We start from the raw sequence: 24650 nt of genomic DNA on the forward strand, positions 1-24650 counted from the left end.
ATTCGCACTCCACCTTATTATTATTCGCATGTATAAAGAGCACATCAAGTTTCGAGCCGGGCAGAAAGCCAGGCCGCTAGAGAAAAGTCTAAAGAGGAAACGTCCATGAACCCGCTTCGCATCGCCATCAATTGGGTCAACTATCGCCGCACCATCTCCGAGCTGTCGAACCTCTCGAACGACACGCTCCAGGACATCGGCGTGAACCGCTACCAGATCCGCAACATCGCGGCTCGCTCTTTCCGCTAATCGCGCGAGAGCACAAATTTCGATCATGTCGACGGCGCCCGATTGGGCGCCGTTTGCATTTGCGGGACGCTATTCAGGGAACGGGCGGCGGCTGCGCCGCCGCCCGCCGGATCAGACCAGTTCGCCGAGGGCGGCCGGGCTGAACTCCTTGAGAGCGTCGAATTCACCCTTTTGCACCTTGGTGACCCATTGGGGATCGTTGAGCAGCGCGCGACCGACCGCGATCAGGTCGAATTCGTCGCGCTCCATGCGTTCGATGAGGTTGTCGAGGCTGGCGGGCTTGGAGCTCTCGCCGCCGAAGGCCGCGATGAACTCGCCGCTGAGGCCGACCGAGCCGACGCTGATGGTCGTCGCGCCGGTGAGCTTCTTGGCCCAGCCGGCGAAGTTCAGGCCCTTTTCACCGTCGATTTCCGGGAATTCAGGCTCCCAGAAGCGTCGCTGCGACGCATGGATGACGTCGACGCCGGCGTCGACCAGAGGCTGCAGCCAGCTTGCCATTTCCTCGGGGCTGTTGGCGAGTCGCACCGAGAAGTCCTGTTGTTTCCATTGGCTGGCGCGGAACAGGATCGGAAAGTCGGGACCGACGGCGGCGCGGACGGCCTTGGCGACTTCGACGGCGAAGCGGCTGCGCTCGGCGATGGTCGAGCCGCCCCACTGGTCCTGGCGCTCATTCGTGCCGGCCCAGAAGAATTCGTCGATCAGATAGCCATGCGCGCCGTGGATCTCGACCGTGTCGAAGCCGAGACGCTTGGCGTCTGCGGCCGCCTGGGCGAAGGCGGCGATGGTGTCGGCGATGTCGGCGTCGGTCATCGCCTTGCCGCGCGGCTGGCCCGGCGCCAGCAGGCCCGACGGGCTCTCGATGCCTTCGGGATTGTAATCCTTGTCGGCGATGGTGCTGCCGGTATGCCAGATCTGCGGGCCCATGCGGCCGCCGGCGCCATGCACGGCGTCGATGACGGTCTTCCAGCCGGCGAGCGCCGCATCCCCGTGGAAGAACGGGATATTGGGATGGTTCTTCGACGCCGGGCGCGCCACCACCGTGCCTTCGGACAGGATCAGGCCCACATCGGCTTCGGCGCGGCGGCGATAATAGTCGGCGACATTCTGGCCCGGCACGCCGTTCGGAGAGAAGGTGCGCGTCATCGGCGCCATCACAATTCGATTCTTCAGCGTCAGGCCCTTGATGGTCAGCGGCCGGAACAGCGTTTCTGCGGTTTTCGTGGTCATTTCGTCCTCTTTGAATATCGCACCTCGGGAGGTGGACTCCTATGTATAAATTGTATACCAAGTAGCAAGAACGCACTCCGAAGCTACCAGATATACAGGAGGAAACCGCATGCCCGGCGACGCCTGCATCCCGATCCGGACCGGCATCTCGAACCGGCTGATCCTCGACCAGATCGCCGACAAATGGTCGATTCTCATCCTCGCCGTGCTCTGCCAGCAGCCGCGACGCTTCAACGACATCCGGCGCGCGATGGACGGGGTCACCCAGAAGGCCCTGACGCAGTGCCTGAGACGGCTTGAACGCAACGGACTGGTGTCCCGCCGCGTCATCGCCGGTTCCCCCATCGGCGTCGAATATGCGATAACGGCACTCGGTTCTTCGCTGAAGGAGCCCATTCGCGCGCTGCATGCCTGGACGCTCGACCACGAGGAGGAAATCCTCTCGGCGCAGCGCAGCTACGACACTGCGCAGAGCGTGTTCAGCCAAGCGGCCGAGTGACGCGCGTTTACCGCCTTGGTTTTTTGCCGATCGTCATGTTAAGAGCCGCCTCATGAGCACATATCCCTCCCCCATTCATGTCGTCGGCGGCGGTCTGGCCGGCTCGGAAGCCGCCTGGCAAATCGCCAATCGCGGCGTCCCCGTCGTCCTGCACGAAATGCGCGGCGTGCGCAAAACCGACGCGCACCAGACCGACAGCCTTGCGGAATTGGTCTGCTCAATTCCTTCCGCTCCGACGATTCCACCTCCAACGCGGTCGGCGTGCTGCATGCCGAAATGCGCATGGCGGGATCGCTGATCATGGCGGCGGCCGACGCCAATCAGGTGCCGGCCGGCGGCGCCCTGGCGGTGGACCGCGAAGGCTTCGCCGAAGCCGTGACGAAAAGGATCGCCGAGCATCCGTTGATCACCGTCATCCGCGAGGAAATGACGGCGTTGCCGCCCGAGGAATGGGACAATGTGGTGGTGTCGACCGGACCACTGACCGCGCCTGATCTCGCCGAATCCATCCGCGCCGCCACAGGCGCCGATTCCCTCTCCTTCTTCGACGCCATCGCGCCGATCGTTCATCGCGACACGATCAACATGGACATCGCCTGGCACCAGTCGCGCTACGACAAGGTCGGGCCGGGCGGCACGGGCAAGGATTACATCAACTGCCCGATGACCCGCGAACAATACGACGCCTTCGTCGCCGCGCTGATCGCCGGCGAAAAGACCGAATTCAAGCAATGGGAGCACGTGCCCTATTTCGACGGCTGCCTGCCGATCGAGATCATGGCCGAGCGCGGGCCCGAGACGCTGCGCCACGGCCCGATGAAGCCGATGGGCCTGACCAATGCGCATAACCCGGCGGTGAAAGCCTATGCCGTGGTGCAGTTGCGCCAGGACAATGCGCTGGGCACGCTGTTCAACATGGTCGGCTTCCAGACCAAACTGAAATACGGCGCGCAGACGGAGATCTTCCGGATGATTCCCGGCCTCGAGAATGCGGAATTCGCGCGCCTCGGCGGCCTGCATCGCAACACCTACATCAATTCGCCGGTGCTGCTCGACGCTTCGCTGATGCTGAAGAGCCGCAAGGGCTTGCGCTTCGCCGGCCAGATCACCGGCTGCGAAGGCTATGTCGAAAGCGCCAGCATCGGGCTTCTCGCCGGTCGCTTCGCCGCAGCGGATCGGCTGGGCGAAGCGCTATCGGCGCCGCCCGCGACCACCGCTTTCGGCGCCCTGCTCGGCCATATCACCGGCGGCCACCTGGCGACGGACGAAGAGCCCGGCAAGCGCTCCTTCCAGCCGATGAACATCAATTTCGGGCTATTTCCCGAGCCGGAGCCGGGCAGCGTCGCCACGATGTCGGAAGGCAAGCGGCTGCGCGGCAAGGAGAAGACCATCGCCAAGCGCAAGGCCATCGCAGCCCGCGCGCTCGCACATTGCCGTGACTGGCTGGCGGAAGGACGCTCGGCGGCCTAAAATCGAAGCCCGCGAAAGAGCGCCGGGCGCTCAGAGGTTGGCGCTCGGCTCCATGTCCCTGTCGATGCGGGTGGCGACCGAGCCCAGCAGCCAGAGCGACACTTCGGCGGCGTCTTTTTCACTCTTGAAGGAGTAGACGCCGGTCAGGGCGGCGTGATCGTGGAATTCGATCGAGATCGTCTTGGGATCCGCCGTCGCGGACAGCGTGACGCGTTCGGCGTCGATCAGGCTGCAGAGATAGCGGCTGGAGATGCGGCGCATGCATCCGGCGCCGCCGGTCCACAATCTCAGGAACACCATCTCGCCGTCGCCGGAGATCACGAGATTGCGGATCGCTTCATGAGGATAGGCGCGGGCGAATTCGAGCACAGCGAGGCCGGCGTCGAACCGCTCGTCGGCTTCGCTTTTGCGCACGAAGCCGGTCGCCCAGTAGAAGAAACCCAAGGCGGCCCCGAGGATCACCACCCAAATCGCCAAGATCATCGGCCAACTCCAGCATCAACACCCTCACGGCTAGCCGATCAAGCTTGCGTGAATGTGGGCCGACGCGCAACAACGGCCCATGCAAAAGCGCCGGAACAGACCGTTCCGGCGCTTTTTCAGTCAGGACGATCCGTCACTCGGCCTGGGCGACCGGGCGCACCAGCGGCGTGATTCGCCTGATGGTGACGCGGCGATTTTCGCGGGCGGCTTCCTCGGTGTTGATCTTGAGATAGCGCTCGCCATAGCCCTGCGTGACCAGGTTTTCAGCCGGGATCTCGAACATGTCGGACAGCACCTCCGCCACCGATTCGGCGCGGTGATCGGACAGGACGAGGTTGGATTCGTCGGAGCCGACGGCATCGGTATGACCTTCGATCAGGAAGGTCTCGCCCGGATCCTCGTCGAGGATCTGCTTGATGGCGGCGCCGACGCGCTTCAGCGAAGAGGCCTGGCTCATCGAGATATCCCAGCTGCCGGTGTCAAAGGTGATCGTGTCGAGATCGATGCGACGAACCTTGTCGCGGATGCGGGCCGAGTACTTCACCTCGTCGACCGAGTAGACGCGCTCGACCGGCTCCACCGGCGGTTCTTCCAGGAATTCCACATAGTTGCGGTTCGGTTCCTTGGAAACGTCGATGATGTAGTCCTCGACCGGAATGCTCAACCGCATCGGCGGCAGGCGGGCGCCGGGATCGCGCAGATAGAGGCGATCGGCGCGACCGGCGTCGAGGATCGGCGAATAGAAGATCACCACTTCGCGGCCGGCGCGCTCCACCCGGGTCCGTTTGATGATTTCGCCATAGCGGTTGCGGACGGTGACGATGCGGACGCCATCCGGACGCACCACGACCTCACGCACGCGGTTGTTGGCGAGGCGCTCGTAGCGGGTGTCGCCGCGACGGCCGAGACGATCGCGATCGTCGTCGCGGACGATCACGCGATCGCCGAGCTTGATGATGACGCGGTTGTCGCGATCGTTCAGGCGGCGTCCTTCGCCGAGATCATAGCCCTGGAAGCCGGTGATGCGCTCACCCTTTTCCTCAAGCGCGGGGCGAACGCGAATCGGCTTGCCGTCCTTGTCCTTGAAGCCAGCCTGAGCTTCGCGGTCGGAGCGCGGCGCGCGGACGGGTTCGGCCTCCTGACGCTCGCGGCGGCGGCGTTCGCGGGCGGTTTCGTCACCCTTGTCGGCGTCCTTCTCGCTGTCGAGAACGGCCGCGCCGTTCTTGACCGGCAGGCGCTTGGGTTCGCCGTTCTTTTCGCCGGCGTCCGCCTGGCCGTTGCGCGGACGCTGGGTCTCGACCTCCTCGACGGAGCCGTTGTTGCGCTTGCGCGGCTTTTCCGCCTGATCGGCCTGACCGGCATTGTCCTCGGCCTGATTGTTGCGCTTGCGCGGCTTGTCCTGGCTCTGGTCTTCGTTGACGCGGTTTTCCTGGGCCTCGGCGTTGTTGCGCTTACGATCCTTGCGGTTCTCTTCCTGCTGCTGGCCCTGCTGCTCTTCCTGCTGGCGCTTGCGCTCCTGGCGGCGCTGCTCCTTCTGGGTGTCGGCGTCGTTCTGGCGCTGCTGCTCTTCCTGCTTCTGGCGCTGACGCTCCTGCCGGCGCTGTTCGCGCTCCTGCTGGCGCTGTTCGCGCTCCTGCTGGCGCTGCTGGTCCTGCTGCTGGTCCTGCTCCTGCTGCTGACGCTGCTGCTTCTCCTGCTGACGCTTCTGGCGCTGCTCGCCCTGGCCTTGTTCCTGTTCCTGCTGGCGCTGTTGGCGCTCCTGCTGACGCTGCTGCTTTTCCTGCTGGCGTTGCTGGCGCTCCTGACGGCGCTGCTCCTTCTGCTGGAGGAGCTCTTCCTCGGACTGGACCTGCACGACATCCGTGCTCTGCGGCGCGGCGATGACCGCCTGCGGCATGGTGGCCGCCCAAACCGGGGAGAGGCCCGTCAGGGCGATCAGCGGAATCGCCGCGGTGGCCAAAAGCTTGTGTCGTAACGCCATGAGACTGTTTCCTCGCGCTTCGTGTTGTTCTGTTTTCCGAATCTCAATCGATTCGAGGCCTTTTTATGTTTCCATCCGGGCCGTGCCGAAAGACTTACGAAATCCGGCCTTTATCAACACTGAACCGACGGTTCAGTTCCCGTTCATATTCGGGACGTCGAATTTTCGTGGGGACGTCGATGCGTTTCTGTGTTGCAATTCGCTTTGGAAAAGGACCATTATTTCAAGGCGAGGCGCTATGGAAAATGCGCCAGCAGACAACTGTCGGGCGCAAGGCCCGCATCGCATACAGGGGAAAATCATGAACATCGCACGTCGCCTGACCTTGGCCGCGACCGTTTCGGTCATGGCAGCCTTCGCCGGCGCAAGCTTTGCCGCCGACAAGATCGTGATCGGCACGGAGGGCGCTTATCCTCCCTTCAACAATCTCGAGGCCGACGGCACGCTGACCGGTTTCGACATCGATATCGGCAAGGCGCTCTGCGAAGAGCTGAAGGCCGAATGCACCTTCGTGACCAACGACTGGGACGGCATCATCCCGGCTCTGCAGGCCAAGAAGTTCGACGCCATCCTCGCCTCCATGTCGATCACGCCGGAGCGCAAGGAAAAGGTCGACTTCACCGTCAAGTATTACAACACGCCGCCGGCCATCGCCGTGCCGAAGGATTCTCCGATCAAGGAAGCCAGCGAAGCCGGCCTCGACGGCAAGGTTCTCGGCGCGCAGTCTTCGACCACCCATTCCAACTATGCCGAAGCGCATATGAAGAAGTCGGAGCTGAAGCTCTACCCAACCGCGGACGAATATAAGCTCGACCTCGCCAACGGCCGCATCGACGCGGTGATCGACGACGTCGTCGTTCTCTCGGAATGGCTCAAGACCGAAGACGGCGCCTGCTGCAAGATCCTCGGCACGCTGCCGGTCGATCCCACCATCAACGGCGACGGCGCCGGCATCGCCGTCCGCAAGGGCGACGACGCGTTGCGCGAAAAGCTGAACGGCGCCATCGCCGCCATTCGCGCCAACGGCAAGTACAAGGAAATCAACGCCAAGTACTTCCCCTTCGACGTTTACGGCGAATAATCACGAGCCCGGCTCGGAAATGCGGCGGGAGACTTGCTCTCCCGCCTTTTTTGACTGACAAGAAGAGAGAGAAATCCCGCAAAGGGAACAAAGGGGAAAAGAATGCAGGGAGAAGCCGTTTCGACGGCGGAGAGCAGCGCGTCTCTCCTCGCTTCCATCTCGGCCGCTGTCGATGCGCTGTTCAGCGCGCTCTGGGCGCTGCTTCATCCGATTCTGGCGACGTTGGACCCGCTCTGCGGACCCGTGGGCGTTTTCAACATCTTCCTGTCGAAGTCGCTGCTCGCTTGCGGCGCGGCGGGATGGGGCGACGAAATCGCCTTCGGTTTCTACGTCACGGCGTCGCTCTCGCTCTGCACGCTGCCCTTCGGCCTGTTGCTCGGCTTCTTCCTGGCGCTGGCCAAACAATCGCAGGAGCCCTATCTGCGGCGCGCCGCCGACATCTACATCACGCTGTTTCGCGGGCTGCCCGAACTCCTGACCCTGTTCATAATCTATTACGGCATGCAGCAGGCGCTGCAATCGGCGCTGGCCGGCATGGGCTATGACGGGCCGGTGGAGATCAACGCCTTCGCAGCCGGCATGATCGCGCTCAGCGTGGTCTTCTCCTCCTATTGCGCCGAAGTGCTGCAATCGGCTTTCAAGGCCATTCCGCGCGGCCAGTATGAAGGCGGATACGCCGTCGGCCTCTCGCGCGGCAAGACCATGCGACTGGTGGTGCTGCCGCAACTGATCCGCATCGCCCTGCCCGGCCTCGGCAATCTCTGGATGACGCTGCTCAAGGATACGGCGCTGGTGTCGATTGTCGGCCTGTCAGACATCATGCGCCAGACGCAGATCGCCGCGCGCGTCAGCAAACAGGCGTTCTTCTTCTACGGCAACGCCTGCCTGCTCTATCTCGTTCTCGCCATTCTCTCCTCCTTCGTCTTCTCCTGGATCGAACGAAGGGCCAAGCAGGCGGAGGTGCGCGCATGAGCATCGCGCATGATCTGATCCCGCCGCAGCCGGCCCCGCCCGCCCCGCCCCGCGCCTTTACGCTGGAGCGACTGGCCGGCATCGTGTTCATGGGCGTCTGGCTCGCGGCCATCATCGCCGCCGGATTCTCGATGGTGGAGGGCTTCAGCGGCGACAAATTCGCCCGCTACGCGCCCAAACTTCTGTCCGGCCTGGTGATCACGCTCGAACTGGTCGCCGTGTCGATCACGCTCGGGGCGCTGCTGTCGCTGCCGATCGCCTTTGCCCGCATGAGCAGCAACCGGCTGCTGTCGGCGCTGTCCTACGGCTATGTCTATCTGTTTCGCGGCACGCCGCTGATCGCCCAGCTCTTCCTGATCTATTACGGTTTCGGCAGCTTCAAGGGCTTTTGGGAAAGTCTCGGCCTCTGGTGGTTCTTTCGCGAAGCCTATTACTGCGCGATCCTGTCGTTCACGCTCAACACCGCCGCCTATCAGGCGGAAATTCTGCGCGGCGCGATCGAAAGCGTGGCGCGAGGCCAGGTGGAAGCCTGCCACGCCCTCGGCCTCAACCGCTTCCACGCCTATCGCAAGGTGATCCTGCCGCAGGCGATCATCGTAGCGCTCAGGCCTTACGGAAACGAAATCATCCTGATGATCAAGGGCTCGGCGATCGTGTCGATCGTCACCGTGCTCGACGTGATGGGCGAGACGCGGCGCGCCTTCTCCCGCACCTTCGACTACCAGATCTATATCTGGGCGGCCATCGTCTATCTGGTCATCGTGGAGACGCTGCGCAATGTCTGGAACTGGCTGGAAATGCGGTTGACGCGCCATCTGAAACGCTGAAGCGCCTTGGCAGCACTCTTCATGAGATGCTGCCAAGCTGCTGATTTTTCACAGGAATGTCATAAACCACGCGACTTCTTAAGCTTTGGTCAACCATGAGGGCGTTCAATGGAACGGCAAGCTCAGGGAACTCAAACATAAGAGGTTGCCGTGCATCACGAACTCGACATGCGGCTCAAGGGCTACGGCCTGACCACGGCCGAAATCATTTATCGCATGCCCGATCATCCCAACCTGCTGCAGAGTTACGTCTGGCAGCATTACGATCTCGCGCCGGACTTTCCAGAAATGATGAATTTCCTCGCTTTCTGGCGGGCGAAGCTCGACGGAGCGCTGCATTCGGTCCGCTATGTCCACAACCGGCTGATCACGCCGACGGAATGGCGGGCGCTGAAGGGCGAGATGATCCTGCATTGATTTTGCCGGCCATCAGCCGTATGAGCCCTTGAAAACGGCGAAGGACGGCGAGTGATGGCCAAAAAGAAGAAGATCGACGAACAGGCGCTCGCAGACGCCTATAACCGGGCACTGTCGCTCGAGAAATCGGGCCAGTTCACGGAAGCGGCCGAGGCCTACAGGAAGGTCCTGGCGCTAGACCCTGACGATCATGGCGGCGCGGCGGTGCGTCTCGCCTCCATGGGTCTCGGCGACACGCCGCCCAAGGCGCCCGACGCCTATGTCGCCACGCTGTTCGACCAGCATGCGGAAGCCTTCGAAAGCATCCTCGTCGACCAGCTCGAATATTGCGTGCCGATGCTGACGCGTCAGCGCATCCAGGCGCTCGGCCTCGGCCCGTTCAAGAAGATGCTCGATCTCGGCTGCGGCACGGGGCTAACGGGCGGGGCGCTGCGCGACATCGTCGAGGACATCACCGGCCTCGACATTTCCGAAAACATGGTCGAGATCGCCCATGAGAAGGATCTCTACGAGACCCTCTATGTCTCGGAAGCCGCCGATTATCTCGAAGACAACGAGGACGGCCCCTTCGACCTCGTCACCGCAACCGACGTGCTGCCCTATCTCGGCTTTCTCGAAGAACTGTTCTTCGGCGTCGCCGACAATATGACCGCAGGCGGCTACTTCATCTTTTCCTCCGAAACGCTGCCCGAGGACACGCTGCAGGGCCGCGACTTCATGGTCGGCCCCCACCAGCGCTTCGCCCATGCGAGCGCCTATGTCGCCCGCGCGCTCGACGGAGCCGGCTTCGACGTGATCGAGATGATCGACATCACCGTGCGGCTGGAGGACGGCGCGCCGATCGCGGGGCACCTGGTGACGGCGAAGAGGCGGGCAGAATAAACCGAAAGTTTATTAATTTCTATTTTTCACCTTATGCATGCAGATGGTTGGTGGCGTTGTCCGGATCCTGTTGCAATCCTCCGTAAAAAAACAGGGGAATTGCAATGGGAAACGAACTTACGGGCGGCGTCTTGAGCGCATTCATGACATCGCCGACCGTCACAGCCGCCGCTGTCGCCGGATTGACGATTTTCTCGCTCCTTTTCGGGCATTTCGAAATCCGTCTGCGGCGGCTCAGATTGATCCGCGATTATATCAAGACATTCCCGAACACAGCCCACTCGTTTGAAAATGCGGGCATCAATCCATCTTTCGAGTTCGTTCGCAGCAAATATAGCGCCGATATCAACCTGGACCTCAATCGTCGCGACAGCATGACAGAGGTCGACGAACAGATAGCCCAGATCGATGCAACAATCAATGCAACGCGAGCCTTCGGGAATACAGGCGACATCAGATTGCTACTCGGCTCACTCACCTATGCCGTCGTTATTTTTGCCGGATTTCAGTTATTATTTACGAATATACTTTGCAATTCAGGGCAAAGCCCGTGCGGAAGCAGCGCATGGCTGAGCGTATTCGTACTTGGAGGCAACGCCGGGACCACAAGTTTCGCCGAAAATCCAGGTCTCCTCTGGTCGGCGCAAAACATCGCCACGATTGCCAGCTTCGCATTCGTCGGAGCCTTTGCCTCATCCATCAGGTATCTCGTGCGGGCGTTGTCCGTTTTCGATTTGCAGGCGTTCACATTCATTCGGCAAGCCGCCGTCACGACGATCACCGTGCTGGTGACGATCGCTCTTTATCGTGCGGTCCCGGATCCGATGTCGTTGATCGACTCCATACGCAGCGGCGAGCCGGCCATTCTCCCGGCGACCAATCCCGGAGTGTCCTTCACATGGATGTTGCTCGCGCTCGGATTTGGACTTCTGCCGGAAAGCGCGGCGCGTTTTGCGTTGCTGCGGATTTCGCCCTGGACAAAATGGCTCAAATCCACAGATGACCGCTTCCTGACGTGGACGCGCATCGTTCCGCTTGATGTGATCGACGGCATCGACTTCTTCACGCGTTTTCGGCTGGAAGAATGCGGCATCAACGAAGTCCAGGCGCTCGCCACGTACAATCCGATCATGCTGCATATCGAAACGCCCTACGGAATTTACCAGGCGATCGACTGGATTGCTCAGGCGCAGCTTTGCTGCGTTGTGGGGCTCGATCGTTTCCTGCTTTTGCGACAGTTCAACATCCGAACGATCTTCGATCTTGAGCGCGCGATCATCCAGGACTCACCGGTCAGGCGCGAAGATTCCGCGGTCATCGATAAGTTCGACGCCTTTTACGCGGGGATTCTTTTCGCCCCGAATATGGCGCTGACGGGAATTCAGAAAGAAAGCCATGCCAAGTTCCTCATCACTCAGGACAACGTTACGAAGGAAGTGGACGCGGCCGAGTTCGCCAATTGGGGACGCAGCATGTTCATCGACCCCAAATCCGCCACTCAGGCGATTGAGCATGTCATGATGTGGATTGGAGACGATCTGCATGTCCGCAGGCTGCGCAGACTTTGGAACGAGATCAGCGTGCGGCTTGGCCCGGATTCTGTTTCGCTGTTCACCAACGAGCGGATCGAATTGCAAAGCAAAGCTTTGCAGGCTGTCCTGGCGTCCAGCAGCAAAGTCCGCTGAAAGGCCTCATATTCGCCGGGTGGCGCCCTTTCCCAACACCTAGCAATCCTCTAAACCTCCCGCAGATCATCTGACATGCGGGAGTTTTCCATGGCCAAAGTGGCGTTTATCGGGGCGGGGTGATGGGTTATCCCATGGCCGGCCATCTCAAGGTCAAGGGCGGCCATGAGGTCACCGTCTATAACCGCACCACGGCGAAAGCTGAAAAATGGGCGGCGCAGTTCGGCGGCGCATATGCGCTCACGCCGGCGGAGGCGGCCCGGGACGCCGATTTCGTCTTCACCTGCGTCGGCAATGACGACGACCTGCGATCGGTCACCACAGGCCCCGACGGCTGCCTGTCGTCCATGAAGCCCGGCGCGATCCTCATCGACAACACCACGGCCAGCGCCGAGGTGGCCCGAGAGCTCGAGGCAGCGGCGGAGGCGCGCGGCGGCTTCTTTGTCGACGCGCCCGTTTCGGGGGCCAGGCCGGCGCCGAAAACGGCGTGCTGACGGTGATGTGCGGCGGCAAGCCCGACATATTCGAGCGCGCCAAGCCCGTCATCGACGCCTATGCGCGCATGGTCGGCCTGATGGGCCCGGCCGGATCTGGTCAGCTCGCCAAGATGGTCAACCAGATCTGCATCGCCGGTCTCGTCCAGGGTCTCGCCGAGGGCATCCATTTCGCCAAGAAGGCCGGGCTGGACGTCGAGAACCTGGTGAGCGTGATCTCCAAGGGGGCCGCAGGCTCCTGGCAGATGGAAAACCGCCACAAGACCATGAACGAAGGCAAGTTCGATTTCGGCTTCGCCATCGACTGGATGCGCAAGGATCTCGGCATCTGCCTCACCGAAGCCCGTCGCAACGGGGCGAAATTGCCGGTGACCGCGCTGGTCGACCAGTTCTACGGCGACGTTCAGGCCATGGGCGGCAATCGCTGGGATACGTCGTCGCTGCTCGCCCGCTTGGAGAAATGAGCGGGCTCGCTAGAACATCTGACGCAAACGAGGTCATCGCCGCGCTCAGGGCGATGGCCAGCTCGGACAATGTCGCCGGCATGGCCCGGTTCGGCATCGTCACGGAGACGGCGCTCGGCGTCTCCAACACCGATCTCCGGGCGCTTGGCCGCAAGATCGGTCGCGACCATGAGCGCGCGCTCGCCCTTTGGGACAGCGGCATTCGCGAAGCACGGCTGCTCGCCGCTTTTACAGAACAGCCGCAGCGGATGACGGTCGACCAGGCGCGACGCTGGGCTGCGGATTGCAATTCCTGGGAACTGGTCGACGCCGTCAACGAGCCGATCATGCGCGCCGGCCATGGGCCCGTCCTAATTGCCGAATTCGCCGCAGACGAACGCGAATTCGTCCGTCGCATGGCCTTTTCGATGATCTGCTGGGGCGCGGTGCATCAGAAGACATTGGCGGACGAGGATGTGATCGCCTGGCTCGCCTTCGTCGAGGCCCGATCCCGCGATCCGCGCAATTTCGTGCGCAAGGCGGTCAACTGGGCGCTCCGGCAGATCGGCAAGCGCAACCGCGCCTGTCACGCGGCGGCGCGGACTCTTGCGGAAGAGCTCGCCGAGAGCGCCGACAAGACGGCGCGCTGGATCGGCAAGGATGCGCTCCGCGAGTTGGAGAGCGAGGCGGTCTACAAGCGCCTCGCCAGACGCGACTGACTATTCCTCGTGGTTTTTCGGCTGTTCGAGGATCATGTAGTCGAGCGGCAGTTCGGTGGTGTATTTGATCTGCTCCATCGCAAACGCCGAGGAGACGTCGCGGATTTCGATCTTGGCGATCATGCGCTTGTAGAAGGCGTCATAGGCGGCGATATCCGGCACGACCACGCGCAGGAGGTAATCGACATCGCCGCTCATGCGATAGAACTCGACCACTTCGGGAAATTCGGCGATCACTTCGGAAAAGCGCTTCAGCCATTCGATGGAATGGGAATTGGTGCGGATCGACACGAAGACCGTGACCTTCGTATTCACCCTGATCGGGTCGAGAATCGCCACGCGGCGCTTGATGACGCCATCCTCTTCCATTTTCTGGATGCGCCGCCAGCACGGCGTGGTCGAAAGGCCGACCTTCTTGGCGAGGTCCGCGACCGCTAGCGTCGAGTCCTCCTGAAGAAGTCTCAAGATTTTTCTATCGAGCCGGTCCATTCACGCCTCCAGGGGAATATTATTTCTCATAATTGCATGTTTCTCCCAAAAAGACAGACGAACAATCAGATAATCCACCGCGAAACAATCGCCCGCAATTCCGGCAGCAGATCCGTCGCGAACCAGGTGTTGCGTTTCAGCCAGCCGGTATTGCGCCAGCTCGGATGCGGCAGCGGCAGGACTGCGCTCTGAAGATGGAGCCTCCAGTCTCGCACGGTCTCGGTCATCGGCGCTCTTCGTCCGAGATGCCAGGCCTGCGCATAGCCGCCGATGGTCAGCACCAGTTCGACCTGCGGCATCAGGCGCAAGGCGCGGGCGCGCCAGGCCGGCGCGCATTCCGGCCGCGGCGGCAGATCCGACCCGTGCCGGTCGTAGCCTGGAAAACAAAAGCCCATCGGAAGGATGGCGAACTTGTCGGGATCGTAGAATTGGTTTCGGTCGACGCCGAGCCAGTCCCTGAGGCGATCCCCCGACGCGTCGTCGAACGGCAGGCCGCTTTCATGCACCCGCAATCCCGGCGCCTGGCCGGCGATGAGGATGCGCGCCCTGTCGGAGAGAATGGCAACCGGACGCGGCTCATGCGGCAATCGCCGCTCCGGCCCGCCGGCGGGCGCATCGCGGCACACACGGCATTCGGCGATTTCCGCAGCGAGCGCCGCAATCTCAGGCCTCACAGCGCCGCCGTGCACGCGCGCGAGCCGATCCGGTCGCGCCAGGCGATCAACGCGCCGCAGTCTTCCGGGCAGGCCAACCGGGCCGCCTTGAGAAAATCGAAGGCGACAAGCAGCGTGATGTCGGCGATGGAGAAATAGTCGTCCACCAGCCAGGACTGCCCGTCGAGATGCCGGTCGAGAAAGCGCAAGGCGTCGAGCGCCTTCGGCCGGTTCGCATCCGCCCATTCCTTGACTTGCGGCTGTTCGGCCATCGCCATGCCGGGGTGACCATGGCGGAAGGCGGCGCTGATATGGGAGAACAGGCCGAGCTCCACCCGACGGTTCCACATCTCGACCAGCGCCCTCTCCCGCGCGTCGCGGCCGAACAGCGCCGGCTCGGGATGCAGGTCTTCGATATAGCGGCAGATGGCCACCGATTCCGCGATATGGGTTCCGTCGTCGAGCTCCAGCACCGGAACGCGATGCAGCGGATTGATGCGGGCAAATTCGGGTTGTTTATGCGCCCCGGACTTGAGATCGACCTGAACACGCTCGATGCGGACGCCCTTCTCGGCGAGAAAACACTGCACCCGGCGCGGATTGGGCGCCCAATCGGAATCATAGAGTTTCATTCGCCTGACCTGTCGTCTCGCTGAGTCCGACGCAGCATAATGGCGCGGCTTCCGGATGTCTAAGGAAGGTCGAAAAAACGCGCAAGGAAGGAGCCGCCATGCTCCTGCTCGTCGGCCATGGCGTGGCGATGTCCCTTTCGCCAATCGGACGGACGCTCGAACTCGCCCGCCCACACGCCCCGGCGCGCCTGCTGAGCCTCGCCCTCCTCCGCGCGGTAACCGCCGAACGCCAGCGCCATGCCCGATCGCACCATCGCGGCGTTGACATCCTCGCGTCCCGCCACACACTCCACCAGCAGGCGACGATACTTGTCTTGCCGTCCGCCGGAACAGACGACGCCGTCGGCGGTCATCAGGCTTTCGAGCGCGTCGCGCGCCTCGACGCCGCAGGGCCATGCCGCTCCCGCGCGCAGACAGGTCTGGGAGAGCTCCGGCGCATCGATGGATCGAAGCCGGAGCTTGCGGCCGCCGAGCTCGAGGCTGTCGCCATCGACGACCCTGAAAGCGCCGCCCAGCCGCTCGGTCTCGTCCTGCCGCAGTTTGAGCGCGATCAGGCCCATGAGGCTCAAGAAGCAGAGCGTGAGCAACAAGTCCTTGGCCAATCTCATCGTGTCGTCCCGTTATGCGTTTGAGAGGGCTATAGACGGCAATGTCGGCATGGCAAACGAATGCTTAGCGAGGCAGCATCTTTTTAACGAATAAGAGATAATCTCGCCCCTTAATTTGGGTGCGCCAGTTCGGGTCATGAGTCAGAAAGCCAGTTTGTCTCCAGACAAGATCATCGTGGATCGATCCCGCGTGTCCCGGAACAGGGATGTCGCCCGGGCGGTGAAAAACACGCGTGAACGGCTGCAGATCACCTCCGGCGCCGCCACGTCCTTCGACAAGGAACTGCTCGCTCTCCACCTCTCCTCGATACAATACAGCGCTGCGGCCCTGCCATTGTTCGTGATCGTCATCAGCCTGTTCGCCAATTCGGTGTTCACCGGCGTCAATCTGTTCGGCTGGATGCTGGCGAGCCTCGCGGCCCATGCCCTGCAGATCGCCATTTCGGTGCGCGCCCAGCGCAGCGAGATCACCTACGAAAATGTCCAGCGTTGGCGTCGCATCCTGATGTTTTCGCAGATCCCGGTCGGCTTGTGCTGGACCTGGTTTGCGCTGATCGGCTGCGACGCCTGCGGCGGCGACACCTATTTCTACTTCAAGAGCGCCGTTCTGGTGCTGGCTTTATCGGCGACGTCGATGGCGCAGTCCATGCTGCGCGGCGCGGCGCTCGCCACATTCGCCCCGGTCGTTGTCGCCCTCGCCTATTCGGCCTTCGTCACGCGCGCGCCGACCGATCTCGCCCTGACGGCGGTGTTCACCGCGTCGCTCATCCTGTTCGTGTTCATCACCAGCCGGCTCTACAGCTCGAATATCCGCGTCATGTCGTTCCAGTCGGAAAAAGACGACCTGATCGCCGAACTCGAAGTGGCGAAATCGATGTCGGACGAGGCTCGCCGCCGCGCCGAAGAAGCCAATCTGGCCAAGTCGCGCTTCCTGGCGTCGATGTCGCACGAGTTGCGCACGCCGCTCAACGCCATTCTCGGCTTTTCCGAAGTGATGGCGACGGAGGTTCTCGGCCCGCTCAACAACCCGACTTACAAGGAATACGTCACCGACATCCACACGTCGGGCCAGCATCTGCTCAATCTGATCAACGAGATCCTCGATCTCTCGCGCATCGAGGCGGGCCGCTACCAGCTCAACGAAGAGGCCGTACAGCTGGTGGACATCACCGAGGACTGCATCGGCATGGTGCAGCTTCGGGCAAAGTCGAAGTCGATCCGGATCGTCGAGCAGTATGAACCGGCGATGCCGTCGATCTGGGCCGACGAGAAAGCGGTGCGTCAGATCGTGCTCAACATTCTCTCGAACGCGGTGAAGTTCACACCGCAGGGCGGCGAGATCACCGTCAAGGCGGGCTGGACCGCCTCGGGGGCCAATATGTGTCCATCAAGGACAATGGGCCCGGAATCGCCGAAGAAGAAATCCCCGTGGTGCTCTCGGCCTTCGGCCAGGGCTCCATCGCAATCAAGAGCGCCGAACAGGGCACCGGCCTGGGCCTGCCGATCGTGCAGGCGCTGCTGCACAAGCATGACGGCCAGTTCTATCTGAAATCGAAGCTGCGTGAAGGCACCGAATGCATCGCCATCCTGCCCGCCAAGCGCGTGCTGCAGACGGTTCCGGCCGTGGAGGAAACCTCAGCCATCGATCGGAAGAAGAAAAGCTTCGCCTGATTCCGCAGCCGGTCGGTCAGAGCAAGACGACCCAGGCCATGTAGAGCCCCACCGACACCAGCATGCAGAAAACCGCGAAAGAGCCGAGATCCTTGGCGTGTTTGCCGGTCTTCGACACTTCCGGCGACACCCGGTCGACCAGTTCCTCGACGGCGGTGTTGAGCGCCTCGAAGCCGAACAGGATCATGAAGAGTATGACGAGGATGAGATATTCCGCCAGCGTCGCGCCGACGACCGCGAACAGGATCAGCGCGACGAGAAACATGATGATCTCGTGCCGGAAGGCGGATTCGCCCAGAGCGCGCCGAAAGCCGGCCAGCGAATAGCTGGCGGCGGCGAACAGATGCGCCAGGCCCGTCTTCTTCTCTTCCGGCTCTTGCATCCGCATCTCTCCCGTTTCTATCGTCGCAATCGCGCCAGACTGATCCCATCAGCCGAGGAATCACAGAATCCCTCAGCAGATCTTTAGCAAACCGATCCTGTCGCGAGGCATGCGGCGGGTCAGCCCTTGTTGGAAACGCCCGCGCTGTCGAAGGTCGCCATGCCGGCATGGCAGGCGGCGGCGGCCTTGACGATGCCGGCGGCGAGCGCTGCCCCCGAGCCCTCGCCCAGCCGCATGCCGAGCGCCAAGAGCGGCGTCTTCCCCAGCTTTTCGATCGCCTTCATATGCGCGGGTTCGGCGGAGACATGGCCGATCAGGCAGTGATCGAGCGCGGAAGGATTGGCGGCCTTGAGTATGGCGGCGGCGGCGGTGACGACGTAACCGTCGAGCAGCACCGGGATGCGCTCCATGCGGGCGGCTAGGATGGCCCCGGCAATGGCGGCGATTTCGCGTCCGCCGAGACGACGGAGGATTTCGAGCGGATCGGAGAGATGATCCTTGTGCAGCGCCACGGCCTTGTCGACGGCGGCGATCTTGCGCTTCAGCACTTCGCCTTCGGAGCCGGTGCCGGGGCCGACCCAATCTTCGGCTGTCCCGCCATAGAGCGCGAGATTGATCGCGGCGGCGATGGTGGTGTTGCCGATGCCCATTTCGCCCAGGCAGAGCAGATCCGTGCCGCCGGCGATGGCCTCCATGCCGAAGGCCATGGTGGCGGCGCAATCGCGCTCGGAGAGCGCCGCTTCCTCGGTGATGTCGGCGGTCGGGTAGTCGAGGGCGAGATCGAAGACCTTGAGACCGAGATCATAGGTCGCGCAGATCTGGTTGATCGCCGCCCCGCCATTGGAGAAGTTCGCCACCATCTGTTTGGTGACTTCGGGCGGATACGGCGTAATCTTCTGCTTGGTGACGCCGTGATTGCCGGCGAAGATGGCCACGAGCGGACGGTTGACGGCAGGCTTGCGACCGGTCCAGGCGGCGAGCCAGAAGGCGATTTCCTCCATGCGGCCGAGCGATCCCGCCGGTTTGGTCAACTGGCTGTCGCGATCGCGCGCCGATGCGAGCGCCAAACTGTCGGGGCCGGGCAAGTTTGCGATCAGATTGCGAAAATCGTCGAATGGCAGGCCGCTCACGCTCATGACCCAGGTCTCCTGTTTTTTCTTTTCCGGCGAGGCACGCGTCCCTATTATCCGCAGTCACCGCAGGCGGCAACCTTCATCACGCCGCCGCCGGTCGCAAAGGAATGAACTTGATGACGCATGCAAATCTGGTCGTGGACACCGCCCGCGCAACAGGCTTTTTGAGCCGGCTTCCTGTGCCCGACCACTTTTTCGAAGGCCATGACGGATCGCTGACGAAGGCGTCGCGCGCCTTTCCCCTGGCCGGCGTGGTCGTGACGGCGCCGGCCGGCCTGGCGCTGGCGCTGACGCTCGGCGTGGGTCTCGAGCCGCTGGTCGCCGCCATGCTCGCCTATGCGGTGGTGGCCATGACCACCGGCGCGCTGCATGAGGATGGCTTGAGCGACGCCGCCGACGGGCTGGGCGCGACGCGCGACCGCGAGCGGGCGCTGACCATCATGCGCGACAGCCGGATCGGCTCCTTCGGCGCGGCGGCGCTGATTCTCTCCTATGGACTGAGAGCGAGCGCGCTCGCAGCCGTCGCCGCCGTCATCGGACCGCTCGGCGCCCTATCCATTTTCCTGGCGGTCGCCGCGCTCAGCCGCGCCGCCATGGTCTGGCATTGGCGGGTATTGCCGCCGGCGCGGACGGATGGACTGGCGGTGGCGATGGGAGGGCCCGACGGAGCGAGCGCGTTGTTCTCAACCGTCTCGGCGGCCGCAATCGCCGTCGTGCTGATCGGCGTCGCCGCCGGGCCGCTGCACGCGCTGGGCGCAATCGCGGCGGCGGCGGCGGTTACAGCCGGGTTCAGCCGCTATGTCCGCAAGCGCCTCGGCGGCCAGACCGGCGACACGATCGGCGCCACACAGCAGGTGTCGGAGATCGCCGCGCTGCTTGCCCTTGCGCTCCTGACCTGACAAACCCCATATTCTAGGCGACGCGCACCAGAAGGGCCATCATGGAATCTCCCTGCATTCTCGTCTGTTCGATCGACGACAAGACCGGTTACTGTTTCGGCTGCGGGCGCACCCGCGACGAGATCGGCGCCTGGACACTGTATTCCGGCGAAGAACGCCGCACGATCATGGCCTCGTTGCCGGCCCGGCTGGAGACGGTGGAGCGCAAGCCGCGCCGCGAGACGCGCCGGACGCGGATGGCGCGAGGGAGCGACAGCTGATGCAGCGCTTGTTGATCGCCGTCATCGCCGGCCTCCTGCTGCTCATCGGCGCCATGGCGCTGGCGCCCGACAGTTTCGACATGGACGGCGACCAGATCGCCCAATTGGTGAAATACGGCATGATCGCCGCGCTGATCGGCTCGGGCGTGCTGGCCAGCCAGCGCAATCTCGGCCAGGCGGCGCGCAGCCTGGCCATCTGGTCGCTGATCGCGCTGGCGCTGGTCGCCGTCTATCTCTACCGCAACGACGCGCAGGATGTCGCTTCCCGGTTGACCGCCGGTTTGATCCCCGGCCGCGCCTCCACCTATACCGACGCCCAGGGCTTCAACACGGTGGTGCTCTACAAGGCGAGCAACGGCCATTTCCAGGCCGACGTATCCCTCAACGGCAAGACCGTGCCGATGATGGTCGACACGGGCGCGAGCATGATCGCCCTGACCTACGAGGACGCCGAACGCGCCGGCCTCGACATGGCCGGCCTTTCCTTCACCTCGCCCGTGATGACCGCCAACGGCCGGGCAATGATGGCGCCGGTCACTATTCCCGTGCTCAGCATCGGCGGCATCGAACGCACCAATATCCGCGCCGGCGTCGCCGAACGGGGCCGGATGGACGAAAGCCTGCTCGGCATGAGTTTTCTGCAGACGCTGAGCGCCTTTTCTTTCGAAGGCGATGAATTGAAACTCAGGGACTGATCACAGCAGGCTGACGAAGAAGCGGATCGAGACGACGGTCAGAAACAGGCCGAAGCCGATTTCGAGTTGTCGCTTGTCCAGCGCATGCGCGAGTCTGACGCCGTAAGGCGCGACGATGAGAGTCATCGGCATGACCAGCGCCACCGTGATCCAGTTGACGAAGCCGGTCGAGAAAGGCGGCAGGAAGGGCTCGCCCCAGCCGGCCCAGACATAGCCGATCAAACCGGGAATCGAGATCAGCACGCCGACGCCCGAGGCGGTGGCGACCGACTGGTGCACGCTGCGACCGAACAGGGTCATCCAGAGATTGGACAGCACCCCGCCGCCGACCCCCATCAGGCCGGAAAACAGGCCGATGCCGAAGCCCGCGCCGGCATTGATCGCGCCCTTGGGCAGATCGTCGCCCAGCCGCCAGCTCTGACGGTTGAGAAACATGCGAATGGCGATCAGCATCGACAACACCGCGAAGATGCCGCGTAGTTCTGCGCCGGAGACATAGGCCGCGATCAACGCGGCCGCCACGACGCCGACGGGAATCGACAAGGCCCAGCCGCGCAACACGTCCATATCGACGGCGCCGCGGGCCTTGTGGGCGCGGAAGGAGCGGATCGAGGTGGGCACGATGATGGCGAGCGACGTTCCGACCGCGACATGGGTTCTCACAGCGTCCGAGACGCCGAGCAGGCCGTAGACCTGGTAGAAGACCGGGACGAGGATCGCGCCGCCGCCGACGCCGAACAGGCCGGCGAGCAGACCCGACACGACGCCCGCGGCGATGAGAGCGAGGGCGAAAACGATCAGTTCGGAAAGTTCGGGCATCAGCGGGCTCCTGAGGGCGGATCACCTCCGCTAAGCCCGTGTCGGTCGCGCTGCAAGCCGCGCCGGCCGCCAATCCGTCAGGATCGGCTGTACGGAGCCTTATTTCCACTGGCCATCGACGTCACATCCCTTGGGCGGAATAGGGAGATCTCCGAAACGCTTGCGCAACATGCCACAGCCGTACCGGTTGATCGGTCCCGGCATCATCGCGTTCAGGCTCGCACCGACATCATCGAAAGGACTGTCGGCATGGGCGACATAGGAATACCATTTCCCGCCGGTCAGCAGAAGAACGGCTGCAAGCAAAGTCGGCTTGGCGAATTTATAAAATCTCGAAATCGATGTTTTGGTCATGGCGGCAACTCTCTTCGTCGCCGCTATAACGCGCCGCCATTAAGGACTGTTCATGGCGAAACAAAAAATCTTAACGATTGTGGCCGCGGTCAGAGACTGCAATGGCGATATCCACGCTTGCGCGCGCGCAAATCAAAGTGGAAGTGATCGCCGTGATAGGCATCGCCGGGCCCGAGCACGGTGGTGAAATAGCGGCAGGAATCCTCGCGGACCGTCTTGAGCAGCCCTTTCTCGCGGAACTGGAAGAAGCCCTTCTTGCGGACGTCGATTTCCTTGCCGTTGTTGAGAACGAATTTGCCGATGTCGATGGCGTTGCCGCGCGCATGCTCGGACCAGGGATTGTTGGATCGAGAATTCATCTTGCGACAGGAATAGGACGACATCTGGTGAATGGTCTTGATGCCGGAGAAATAGCGGTAGCGGGAAGCGGGCACGAGTTCGTTGCGCACCCATTTGGCGAAGGCGCGCGTGACGTTGCAGTTCAGCTTGGCCGCAGGTTTCAACTGCACGCCGCTCGCGAAGCCGCTGACCAGAATGGGATGGGCGATGCCGCAGCTCGGCCCGTTCGAGATCGCCGGAATGTCCTGGAAGCGCACGCCGAGTTTCTCGAGATCCTGGCGGCAGGCCTTGTCCGCCTTGGTCAGACCGCCATAGGATTCCGGAACCTGCATCGGATCGGAGAAACGCGGCAGGAACGCCACCTTCTGCTCGGGCGCGTCCCTGCGACGGCTGGGGAGCGTGATCTGGTTGGCCTCCCGCGCCTGGTCGAACGGCACGGTCTGCGGCGTCGACGGAGACGACATGTCGACGAGTTCGTCGGTGCCGACGCCGGCGACGACGGGCTGCGACGTGGCGCCCTCGGCGATGTCGCCCGCCTGTTCCTCCGCAAGCCCGACGGGAGCAACGCCGAGGCCGTCGTCGATATTGACGCCCTGGTCGGGGATCGTCATCGCCTGCGCGTCCGCAGCCAGCGGCCCGGCCGCCTGCGGCGCGGCGTCGACCAGCGGCTGATCCAGCGAAGCAGCCCGATCGGCGCTCGCGTCGCCCATGCCGGCGAGATTGGGCTGGTCGAGATAGGGATCGACGTTTTCGGTGGTCTGCGCCGCGTTGACGAGCGCCGCATAGGTCGCCTGTCGGGTATGCCGGGTGACCTTGACGCTGGAGACGGTTTCCGAGCCGATGTCGGCGGGCGGCGTAAGATCCCCCGAACAGGACGTCAGCGCGACGGCGACGCCGACCGTCAGCAGACGCCGGCTCCAAGTGATGCAAAACGCAATACGCATAGTCTCATCCGTCGGCCACATTCCGATACGATTGCTCAGTTTAAGGCCGAAAGGGTTAGCGGAGCGTAAAGCCTGGCGGAACTCTCGGAAGAATCAGAAGCCGGCGCGGCGGTGGGCGCGCCACAGGCGCCACATCCTGAGCCATTGCGGCGAAACAGCCGGCTCTGTCAGGCAGATCGGGCCGAGTTTTTCCGCCTTGTCGAACACCGCCTGCGCGAGAGCAACCGGCAGATAGGCGTCGGCGGCGGGTTGCGCCAGTTCGTCTTTGCGGCGGCGCGCGCGGCGGCCAGATGGTCGCGGCCGTAGCCGATGAAGGCGGAAAGAGCCTGCGCCATGGCGGGCCCGTCGCCGTCCAGAAATGTCGCGGCGGTCAGGCCGGTGGCGGCGAGGATGTCCCCGGCAGATAGACCTGCCTGCGGCTGCGATGCAACGGCGTCAGCAAGAGCGTTCCGGCCACCAACTGTGCGATGCCGGCATGACCGGCGGCGTCGGCGAGCCTGGGGGCCGCGTCGGGGGCCAGGATCAGCGTCGTCATCTGGATGAGAGCGGAAGACGTCTCTCCGGCATAGCCTTCGAACATGCGGCGGCTTTCCATCGGGTCGTCATAGAGATCGAAGATGCGCGCTTCGGTCATCGCGGCCAGCGCCGGGCGCGGCAGCCTGTATTCGTCGACGGCGTGTATGAGGCCGGCGGCGAGCGGATTGGCCATGGCGTCGCCGGCGCCCTGCCCCTCGACGAGATCGCGCCACCATTGCAGGCGGATCTCGCCCGGCAAGGATCGCGCACCACGTCGCGCACCCGCGCCAGTTCGGCGTTGAAGGCGTAGAGCGCGGCGACTGCGCCGCGCTTGTCTTCCGGCATCAGGAGACAGGCCAGATAGCGGTCGAGATCGGTCGAACGCAGCGTGGTCAGGCACGCGTCATAGGCGTCGTGGCGGCCCATGGCCATGGCTCACTCCACGGCGATCAGCGCGGCTGCGACCGCACGGTTTTCGGCGAGCAGAATGTTGAAGGTGCGGACCGCCGCCCCGGTGGACATCGGGTCGGCGGAGATCTGCGCCTGTTTCAAAGCATCCCGCAGCGGTCGCTTCAGCGGCATCAGGTTGACGCCAGTGCCGACGAGCAACACCTCGATCTCGGCGGCCTCGGACAATACGCGCGCGAGGCCCGCCTCATCGATATCGGCCCCGTCGGCGACATCCCAACCATAGATACCCGAGGGCAGGCAGAGGATGGATCCCCTGTGGCTCATATCGGCGAACCGGAAGCCGCCGTTGCCATAGGCGTCGATCGGCGCCCGCCCGGGGAAATGCTGTTCGCGGATGATGATGCCTCTGGCCACGC

At 63.1% G+C, this 24650-nt stretch carries 27 protein-coding genes and 3 pseudogenes; 15 read left to right on the forward strand and 15 right to left on the reverse strand.

Features of this window, described 5'->3' with window-relative positions; all coding sequences use genetic code 11:
• The first annotated feature begins 105 nt into the window (after positions 1-105).
• Positions 106-249 carry a DUF1127 domain-containing protein gene (locus tag H2O14_RS03405; RefSeq protein WP_137158085.1) on the forward strand — a complete coding sequence of 48 codons (144 nt, stop codon included), beginning with the start codon at positions 106-108 and terminating at the stop codon, positions 247-249.
• A gap of 111 nt (positions 250-360) precedes the next feature.
• On the opposite strand, the gene H2O14_RS03410 is transcribed toward H2O14_RS03405, so the two are convergent.
• On the reverse strand, positions 361-1476 hold the full coding sequence (locus H2O14_RS03410) for an NADH:flavin oxidoreductase (protein ID WP_182826517.1): 1116 nt from the start codon (positions 1474-1476) through the stop codon (positions 361-363).
• Positions 1477-1585: 109 nt separating this feature from the next.
• On the opposite strand from H2O14_RS03410, the gene H2O14_RS03415 reads away from it, so the two are divergent.
• On the forward strand, positions 1586-1975 hold the full coding sequence (locus H2O14_RS03415) for a winged helix-turn-helix transcriptional regulator (RefSeq protein ID WP_182826518.1): 390 nt from the start codon (positions 1586-1588) through the stop codon (positions 1973-1975).
• A gap of 52 nt (positions 1976-2027) precedes the next feature.
• Positions 2028-3445: pseudogene (gene trmFO / locus H2O14_RS03420) on the forward strand (methylenetetrahydrofolate--tRNA-(uracil(54)-C(5))-methyltransferase (FADH(2)-oxidizing) TrmFO).
• A gap of 30 nt (positions 3446-3475) precedes the next feature.
• Here trmFO and H2O14_RS03425 read toward each other — a convergent pair.
• The gene (locus tag H2O14_RS03425; protein WP_182826519.1) at positions 3476-3928 is read right to left on the reverse strand and encodes a hypothetical protein; all 453 of its coding nucleotides are present in this window, start codon (positions 3926-3928) and stop codon (positions 3476-3478) included.
• A gap of 133 nt (positions 3929-4061) precedes the next feature.
• The gene (locus H2O14_RS03430) at positions 4062-5909 is read right to left on the reverse strand and encodes an OmpA family protein (protein ID WP_246697280.1); all 1848 of its coding nucleotides are present in this window, start codon (positions 5907-5909) and stop codon (positions 4062-4064) included.
• 301 nt (positions 5910-6210) lie between these two features.
• On the opposite strand from H2O14_RS03430, the gene H2O14_RS03435 reads away from it, so the two are divergent.
• The 8 genes and pseudogenes from H2O14_RS03435 to H2O14_RS03470 all read left to right on the forward strand — a co-directional run bounded on the left by H2O14_RS03435 (position 6211) and on the right by H2O14_RS03470 (position 13429).
• Entirely contained in the window at positions 6211-6990 is a 780-nt protein-coding gene (locus H2O14_RS03435; protein WP_182826520.1) for an ABC transporter substrate-binding protein, read from the forward strand.
• Between the two features lie 102 nt (positions 6991-7092).
• On the forward strand, positions 7093-7962 hold the full coding sequence (locus H2O14_RS03440; protein WP_182826521.1) for an ABC transporter permease: 870 nt from the start codon (positions 7093-7095) through the stop codon (positions 7960-7962).
• Positions 7959-8789, forward strand: coding sequence for an ABC transporter permease (locus H2O14_RS03445; RefSeq protein ID WP_182826522.1), 831 nt, complete (start codon positions 7959-7961; stop codon positions 8787-8789). The genes H2O14_RS03440 and H2O14_RS03445 overlap by 4 nt, the downstream gene beginning before the upstream one ends.
• A gap of 168 nt (positions 8790-8957) precedes the next feature.
• A complete protein-coding gene (locus tag H2O14_RS03450; protein WP_210275503.1) occupies positions 8958-9206 on the forward strand; it encodes an usg protein in 249 nt (82 codons plus the stop codon).
• Positions 9207-9260: 54 nt separating this feature from the next.
• A complete protein-coding gene (locus H2O14_RS03455) occupies positions 9261-10088 on the forward strand; it encodes a methyltransferase domain-containing protein (RefSeq protein WP_182826524.1) in 828 nt (275 codons plus the stop codon).
• Positions 10089-10192: 104 nt separating this feature from the next.
• Positions 10193-11773 (forward strand): hypothetical protein, encoded by a 1581-nt coding sequence (locus H2O14_RS03460; RefSeq protein WP_182826525.1) that lies wholly within the window; start codon positions 10193-10195, stop codon positions 11771-11773.
• A 90-nt stretch (positions 11774-11863) separates the two neighbouring features.
• Positions 11864-12731 (forward strand): annotated as a pseudogene (locus tag H2O14_RS03465) (NAD(P)-dependent oxidoreductase).
• On the forward strand, positions 12728-13429 hold the full coding sequence (locus H2O14_RS03470) for a DNA alkylation repair protein (protein ID WP_182826526.1): 702 nt from the start codon (positions 12728-12730) through the stop codon (positions 13427-13429). The pseudogene H2O14_RS03465 and the gene H2O14_RS03470 overlap by 4 nt, the downstream one beginning before the upstream one ends.
• Here H2O14_RS03470 and H2O14_RS03475 read toward each other — a convergent pair whose 3' ends face one another.
• From H2O14_RS03475 to H2O14_RS03490, 4 genes are all read right to left on the reverse strand, one after another.
• On the reverse strand, positions 13430-13918 hold the full coding sequence (locus tag H2O14_RS03475) for an Lrp/AsnC family transcriptional regulator (protein WP_182826527.1): 489 nt from the start codon (positions 13916-13918) through the stop codon (positions 13430-13432).
• 65 nt (positions 13919-13983) lie between these two features.
• Complete coding sequence (locus tag H2O14_RS03480; RefSeq protein ID WP_182826528.1) at positions 13984-14592, reverse strand: uracil-DNA glycosylase family protein; 609 nt, start codon at positions 14590-14592, stop codon at positions 13984-13986.
• On the reverse strand, positions 14589-15203 hold the full coding sequence (locus H2O14_RS03485) for a glutathione S-transferase family protein (RefSeq protein ID WP_182826529.1): 615 nt from the start codon (positions 15201-15203) through the stop codon (positions 14589-14591). Before H2O14_RS03485 ends, H2O14_RS03480 begins: the two co-directional genes overlap by 4 nt.
• 59 nt (positions 15204-15262) lie before the next feature.
• Entirely contained in the window at positions 15263-15811 is a 549-nt protein-coding gene (locus H2O14_RS03490; protein WP_182826530.1) for a thermonuclease family protein, read from the reverse strand.
• A 136-nt stretch (positions 15812-15947) separates the two neighbouring features.
• On the opposite strand from H2O14_RS03490, the pseudogene H2O14_RS03495 reads away from it, so the two are divergent.
• Positions 15948-17482 (forward strand): annotated as a pseudogene (locus H2O14_RS03495) (sensor histidine kinase).
• A 16-nt stretch (positions 17483-17498) separates the two neighbouring features.
• Here H2O14_RS03495 and H2O14_RS03500 read toward each other — a convergent pair.
• Entirely contained in the window at positions 17499-17864 is a 366-nt protein-coding gene (locus H2O14_RS03500) for a diacylglycerol kinase (protein WP_182826531.1), read from the reverse strand.
• A 119-nt stretch (positions 17865-17983) separates the two neighbouring features.
• Positions 17984-19000 (reverse strand): nicotinate-nucleotide--dimethylbenzimidazole phosphoribosyltransferase, encoded by a 1017-nt coding sequence (gene cobT, locus H2O14_RS03505; RefSeq protein WP_182826532.1) that lies wholly within the window; start codon positions 18998-19000, stop codon positions 17984-17986.
• A 113-nt stretch (positions 19001-19113) separates the two neighbouring features.
• Here cobT and H2O14_RS03510 point away from each other — a divergent pair, with 113 nt between their 5' ends.
• The 3 genes from H2O14_RS03510 to H2O14_RS03520 are packed head-to-tail and all read left to right on the forward strand — an operon-like array spanning position 19114 to position 20851.
• Positions 19114-19896 (forward strand): adenosylcobinamide-GDP ribazoletransferase, encoded by a 783-nt coding sequence (locus H2O14_RS03510; protein ID WP_409526898.1) that lies wholly within the window; start codon positions 19114-19116, stop codon positions 19894-19896.
• A gap of 41 nt (positions 19897-19937) precedes the next feature.
• The gene (locus H2O14_RS03515; RefSeq protein WP_182826534.1) at positions 19938-20156 is read left to right on the forward strand and encodes a DUF1289 domain-containing protein; all 219 of its coding nucleotides are present in this window, start codon (positions 19938-19940) and stop codon (positions 20154-20156) included.
• Positions 20156-20851, forward strand: a complete 696-nt coding sequence (locus tag H2O14_RS03520; protein ID WP_182826535.1) for a TIGR02281 family clan AA aspartic protease — start codon at positions 20156-20158, stop codon at positions 20849-20851. The genes H2O14_RS03515 and H2O14_RS03520 overlap by 1 nt, the downstream gene beginning before the upstream one ends.
• Here H2O14_RS03520 and H2O14_RS03525 read toward each other — a convergent pair whose 3' ends face one another.
• The 6 genes from H2O14_RS03525 to H2O14_RS03545 form a co-directional block, all read right to left on the reverse strand.
• Complete coding sequence (locus H2O14_RS03525; RefSeq protein ID WP_182826536.1) at positions 20852-21670, reverse strand: sulfite exporter TauE/SafE family protein; 819 nt, start codon at positions 21668-21670, stop codon at positions 20852-20854.
• A gap of 99 nt (positions 21671-21769) precedes the next feature.
• Positions 21770-22024, reverse strand: coding sequence for a hypothetical protein (locus tag H2O14_RS03530; protein ID WP_182826537.1), 255 nt, complete (start codon positions 22022-22024; stop codon positions 21770-21772).
• A gap of 89 nt (positions 22025-22113) precedes the next feature.
• Entirely contained in the window at positions 22114-23307 is a 1194-nt protein-coding gene (locus H2O14_RS03535) for an extensin family protein (RefSeq protein ID WP_182826538.1), read from the reverse strand.
• Between the two features lie 370 nt (positions 23308-23677).
• Positions 23678-24016, reverse strand: coding sequence for a squalene/phytoene synthase family protein (locus H2O14_RS29225; RefSeq protein WP_409526899.1), 339 nt, complete (start codon positions 24014-24016; stop codon positions 23678-23680).
• Positions 23938-24255, reverse strand: a complete 318-nt coding sequence (locus H2O14_RS29230; protein ID WP_409526900.1) for a squalene/phytoene synthase family protein — start codon at positions 24253-24255, stop codon at positions 23938-23940. The genes H2O14_RS29225 and H2O14_RS29230 overlap by 79 nt, the downstream gene beginning before the upstream one ends.
• 3 nt (positions 24256-24258) lie before the next feature.
• Positions 24259-24648: an Mth938-like domain-containing protein gene (locus H2O14_RS03545; RefSeq protein WP_182826539.1), complete on the reverse strand. Its 390-nt coding sequence runs from the start codon at positions 24646-24648 to the stop codon at positions 24259-24261.
• Positions 24649-24650: the final 2 nt, after the last annotated feature.

The organism is Rhizobium sp. G21 (genome assembly GCF_014158035.1).
Taxonomy (GTDB): Bacteria; Pseudomonadota; Alphaproteobacteria; order Rhizobiales; family Rhizobiaceae; genus Rhizobium_E.

Bases quoted from the DNA above. Each gene is read 5' to 3' on its own strand.
- H2O14_RS03525 (WP_182826536.1), bottom strand. From the start codon at position 21,670: ATGCCCGAACTTTCCGAACTGATCGTTTTCGCCCTCGCTCTCATCGCC.
- H2O14_RS03535 (WP_182826538.1), bottom strand. From the start codon at position 23,307: ATGCGTATTGCGTTTTGCATCACTTGGAGCCGGCGTCTGCTGACGGTC.
- H2O14_RS03435 (WP_182826520.1), top strand. From the start codon at position 6,211: ATGAACATCGCACGTCGCCTGACCTTGGCCGCGACCGTTTCGGTCATG.
- H2O14_RS03445 (WP_182826522.1), top strand. From the start codon at position 7,959: ATGAGCATCGCGCATGATCTGATCCCGCCGCAGCCGGCCCCGCCCGCC.
- H2O14_RS03405 (WP_137158085.1), top strand. From the start codon at position 106: ATGAACCCGCTTCGCATCGCCATCAATTGGGTCAACTATCGCCGCACC.
- H2O14_RS03450 (WP_210275503.1), top strand. From the start codon at position 8,958: ATGCGGCTCAAGGGCTACGGCCTGACCACGGCCGAAATCATTTATCGC.
- H2O14_RS03430 (WP_246697280.1), bottom strand. From the start codon at position 5,909: ATGGCGTTACGACACAAGCTTTTGGCCACCGCGGCGATTCCGCTGATC.
- H2O14_RS03425 (WP_182826519.1), bottom strand. From the start codon at position 3,928: ATGATCTTGGCGATTTGGGTGGTGATCCTCGGGGCCGCCTTGGGTTTC.
- H2O14_RS03455 (WP_182826524.1), top strand. From the start codon at position 9,261: ATGGCCAAAAAGAAGAAGATCGACGAACAGGCGCTCGCAGACGCCTAT.
- H2O14_RS03520 (WP_182826535.1), top strand. From the start codon at position 20,156: ATGCAGCGCTTGTTGATCGCCGTCATCGCCGGCCTCCTGCTGCTCATC.
- H2O14_RS03485 (WP_182826529.1), bottom strand. From the start codon at position 15,203: ATGAAACTCTATGATTCCGATTGGGCGCCCAATCCGCGCCGGGTGCAG.
- H2O14_RS03415 (WP_182826518.1), top strand. From the start codon at position 1,586: ATGCCCGGCGACGCCTGCATCCCGATCCGGACCGGCATCTCGAACCGG.
- H2O14_RS03530 (WP_182826537.1), bottom strand. From the start codon at position 22,024: ATGACCAAAACATCGATTTCGAGATTTTATAAATTCGCCAAGCCGACT.
- H2O14_RS03510 (WP_409526898.1), top strand. From the start codon at position 19,114: ATGACGCATGCAAATCTGGTCGTGGACACCGCCCGCGCAACAGGCTTT.
- H2O14_RS03470 (WP_182826526.1), top strand. From the start codon at position 12,728: ATGAGCGGGCTCGCTAGAACATCTGACGCAAACGAGGTCATCGCCGCG.
- H2O14_RS29230 (WP_409526900.1), bottom strand. From the start codon at position 24,255: ATGGCCATGGGCCGCCACGACGCCTATGACGCGTGCCTGACCACGCTG.
- H2O14_RS03440 (WP_182826521.1), top strand. From the start codon at position 7,093: ATGCAGGGAGAAGCCGTTTCGACGGCGGAGAGCAGCGCGTCTCTCCTC.
- H2O14_RS29225 (WP_409526899.1), bottom strand. From the start codon at position 24,016: ATGGCCAATCCGCTCGCCGCCGGCCTCATACACGCCGTCGACGAATAC.
- H2O14_RS03460 (WP_182826525.1), top strand. From the start codon at position 10,193: ATGGGAAACGAACTTACGGGCGGCGTCTTGAGCGCATTCATGACATCG.
- cobT (WP_182826532.1), bottom strand. From the start codon at position 19,000: ATGAGCGTGAGCGGCCTGCCATTCGACGATTTTCGCAATCTGATCGCA.
- H2O14_RS03500 (WP_182826531.1), bottom strand. From the start codon at position 17,864: ATGCAAGAGCCGGAAGAGAAGAAGACGGGCCTGGCGCATCTGTTCGCC.
- H2O14_RS03410 (WP_182826517.1), bottom strand. From the start codon at position 1,476: ATGACCACGAAAACCGCAGAAACGCTGTTCCGGCCGCTGACCATCAAG.
- H2O14_RS03490 (WP_182826530.1), bottom strand. From the start codon at position 15,811: ATGAGATTGGCCAAGGACTTGTTGCTCACGCTCTGCTTCTTGAGCCTC.
- H2O14_RS03515 (WP_182826534.1), top strand. From the start codon at position 19,938: ATGGAATCTCCCTGCATTCTCGTCTGTTCGATCGACGACAAGACCGGT.
- H2O14_RS03475 (WP_182826527.1), bottom strand. From the start codon at position 13,918: ATGGACCGGCTCGATAGAAAAATCTTGAGACTTCTTCAGGAGGACTCG.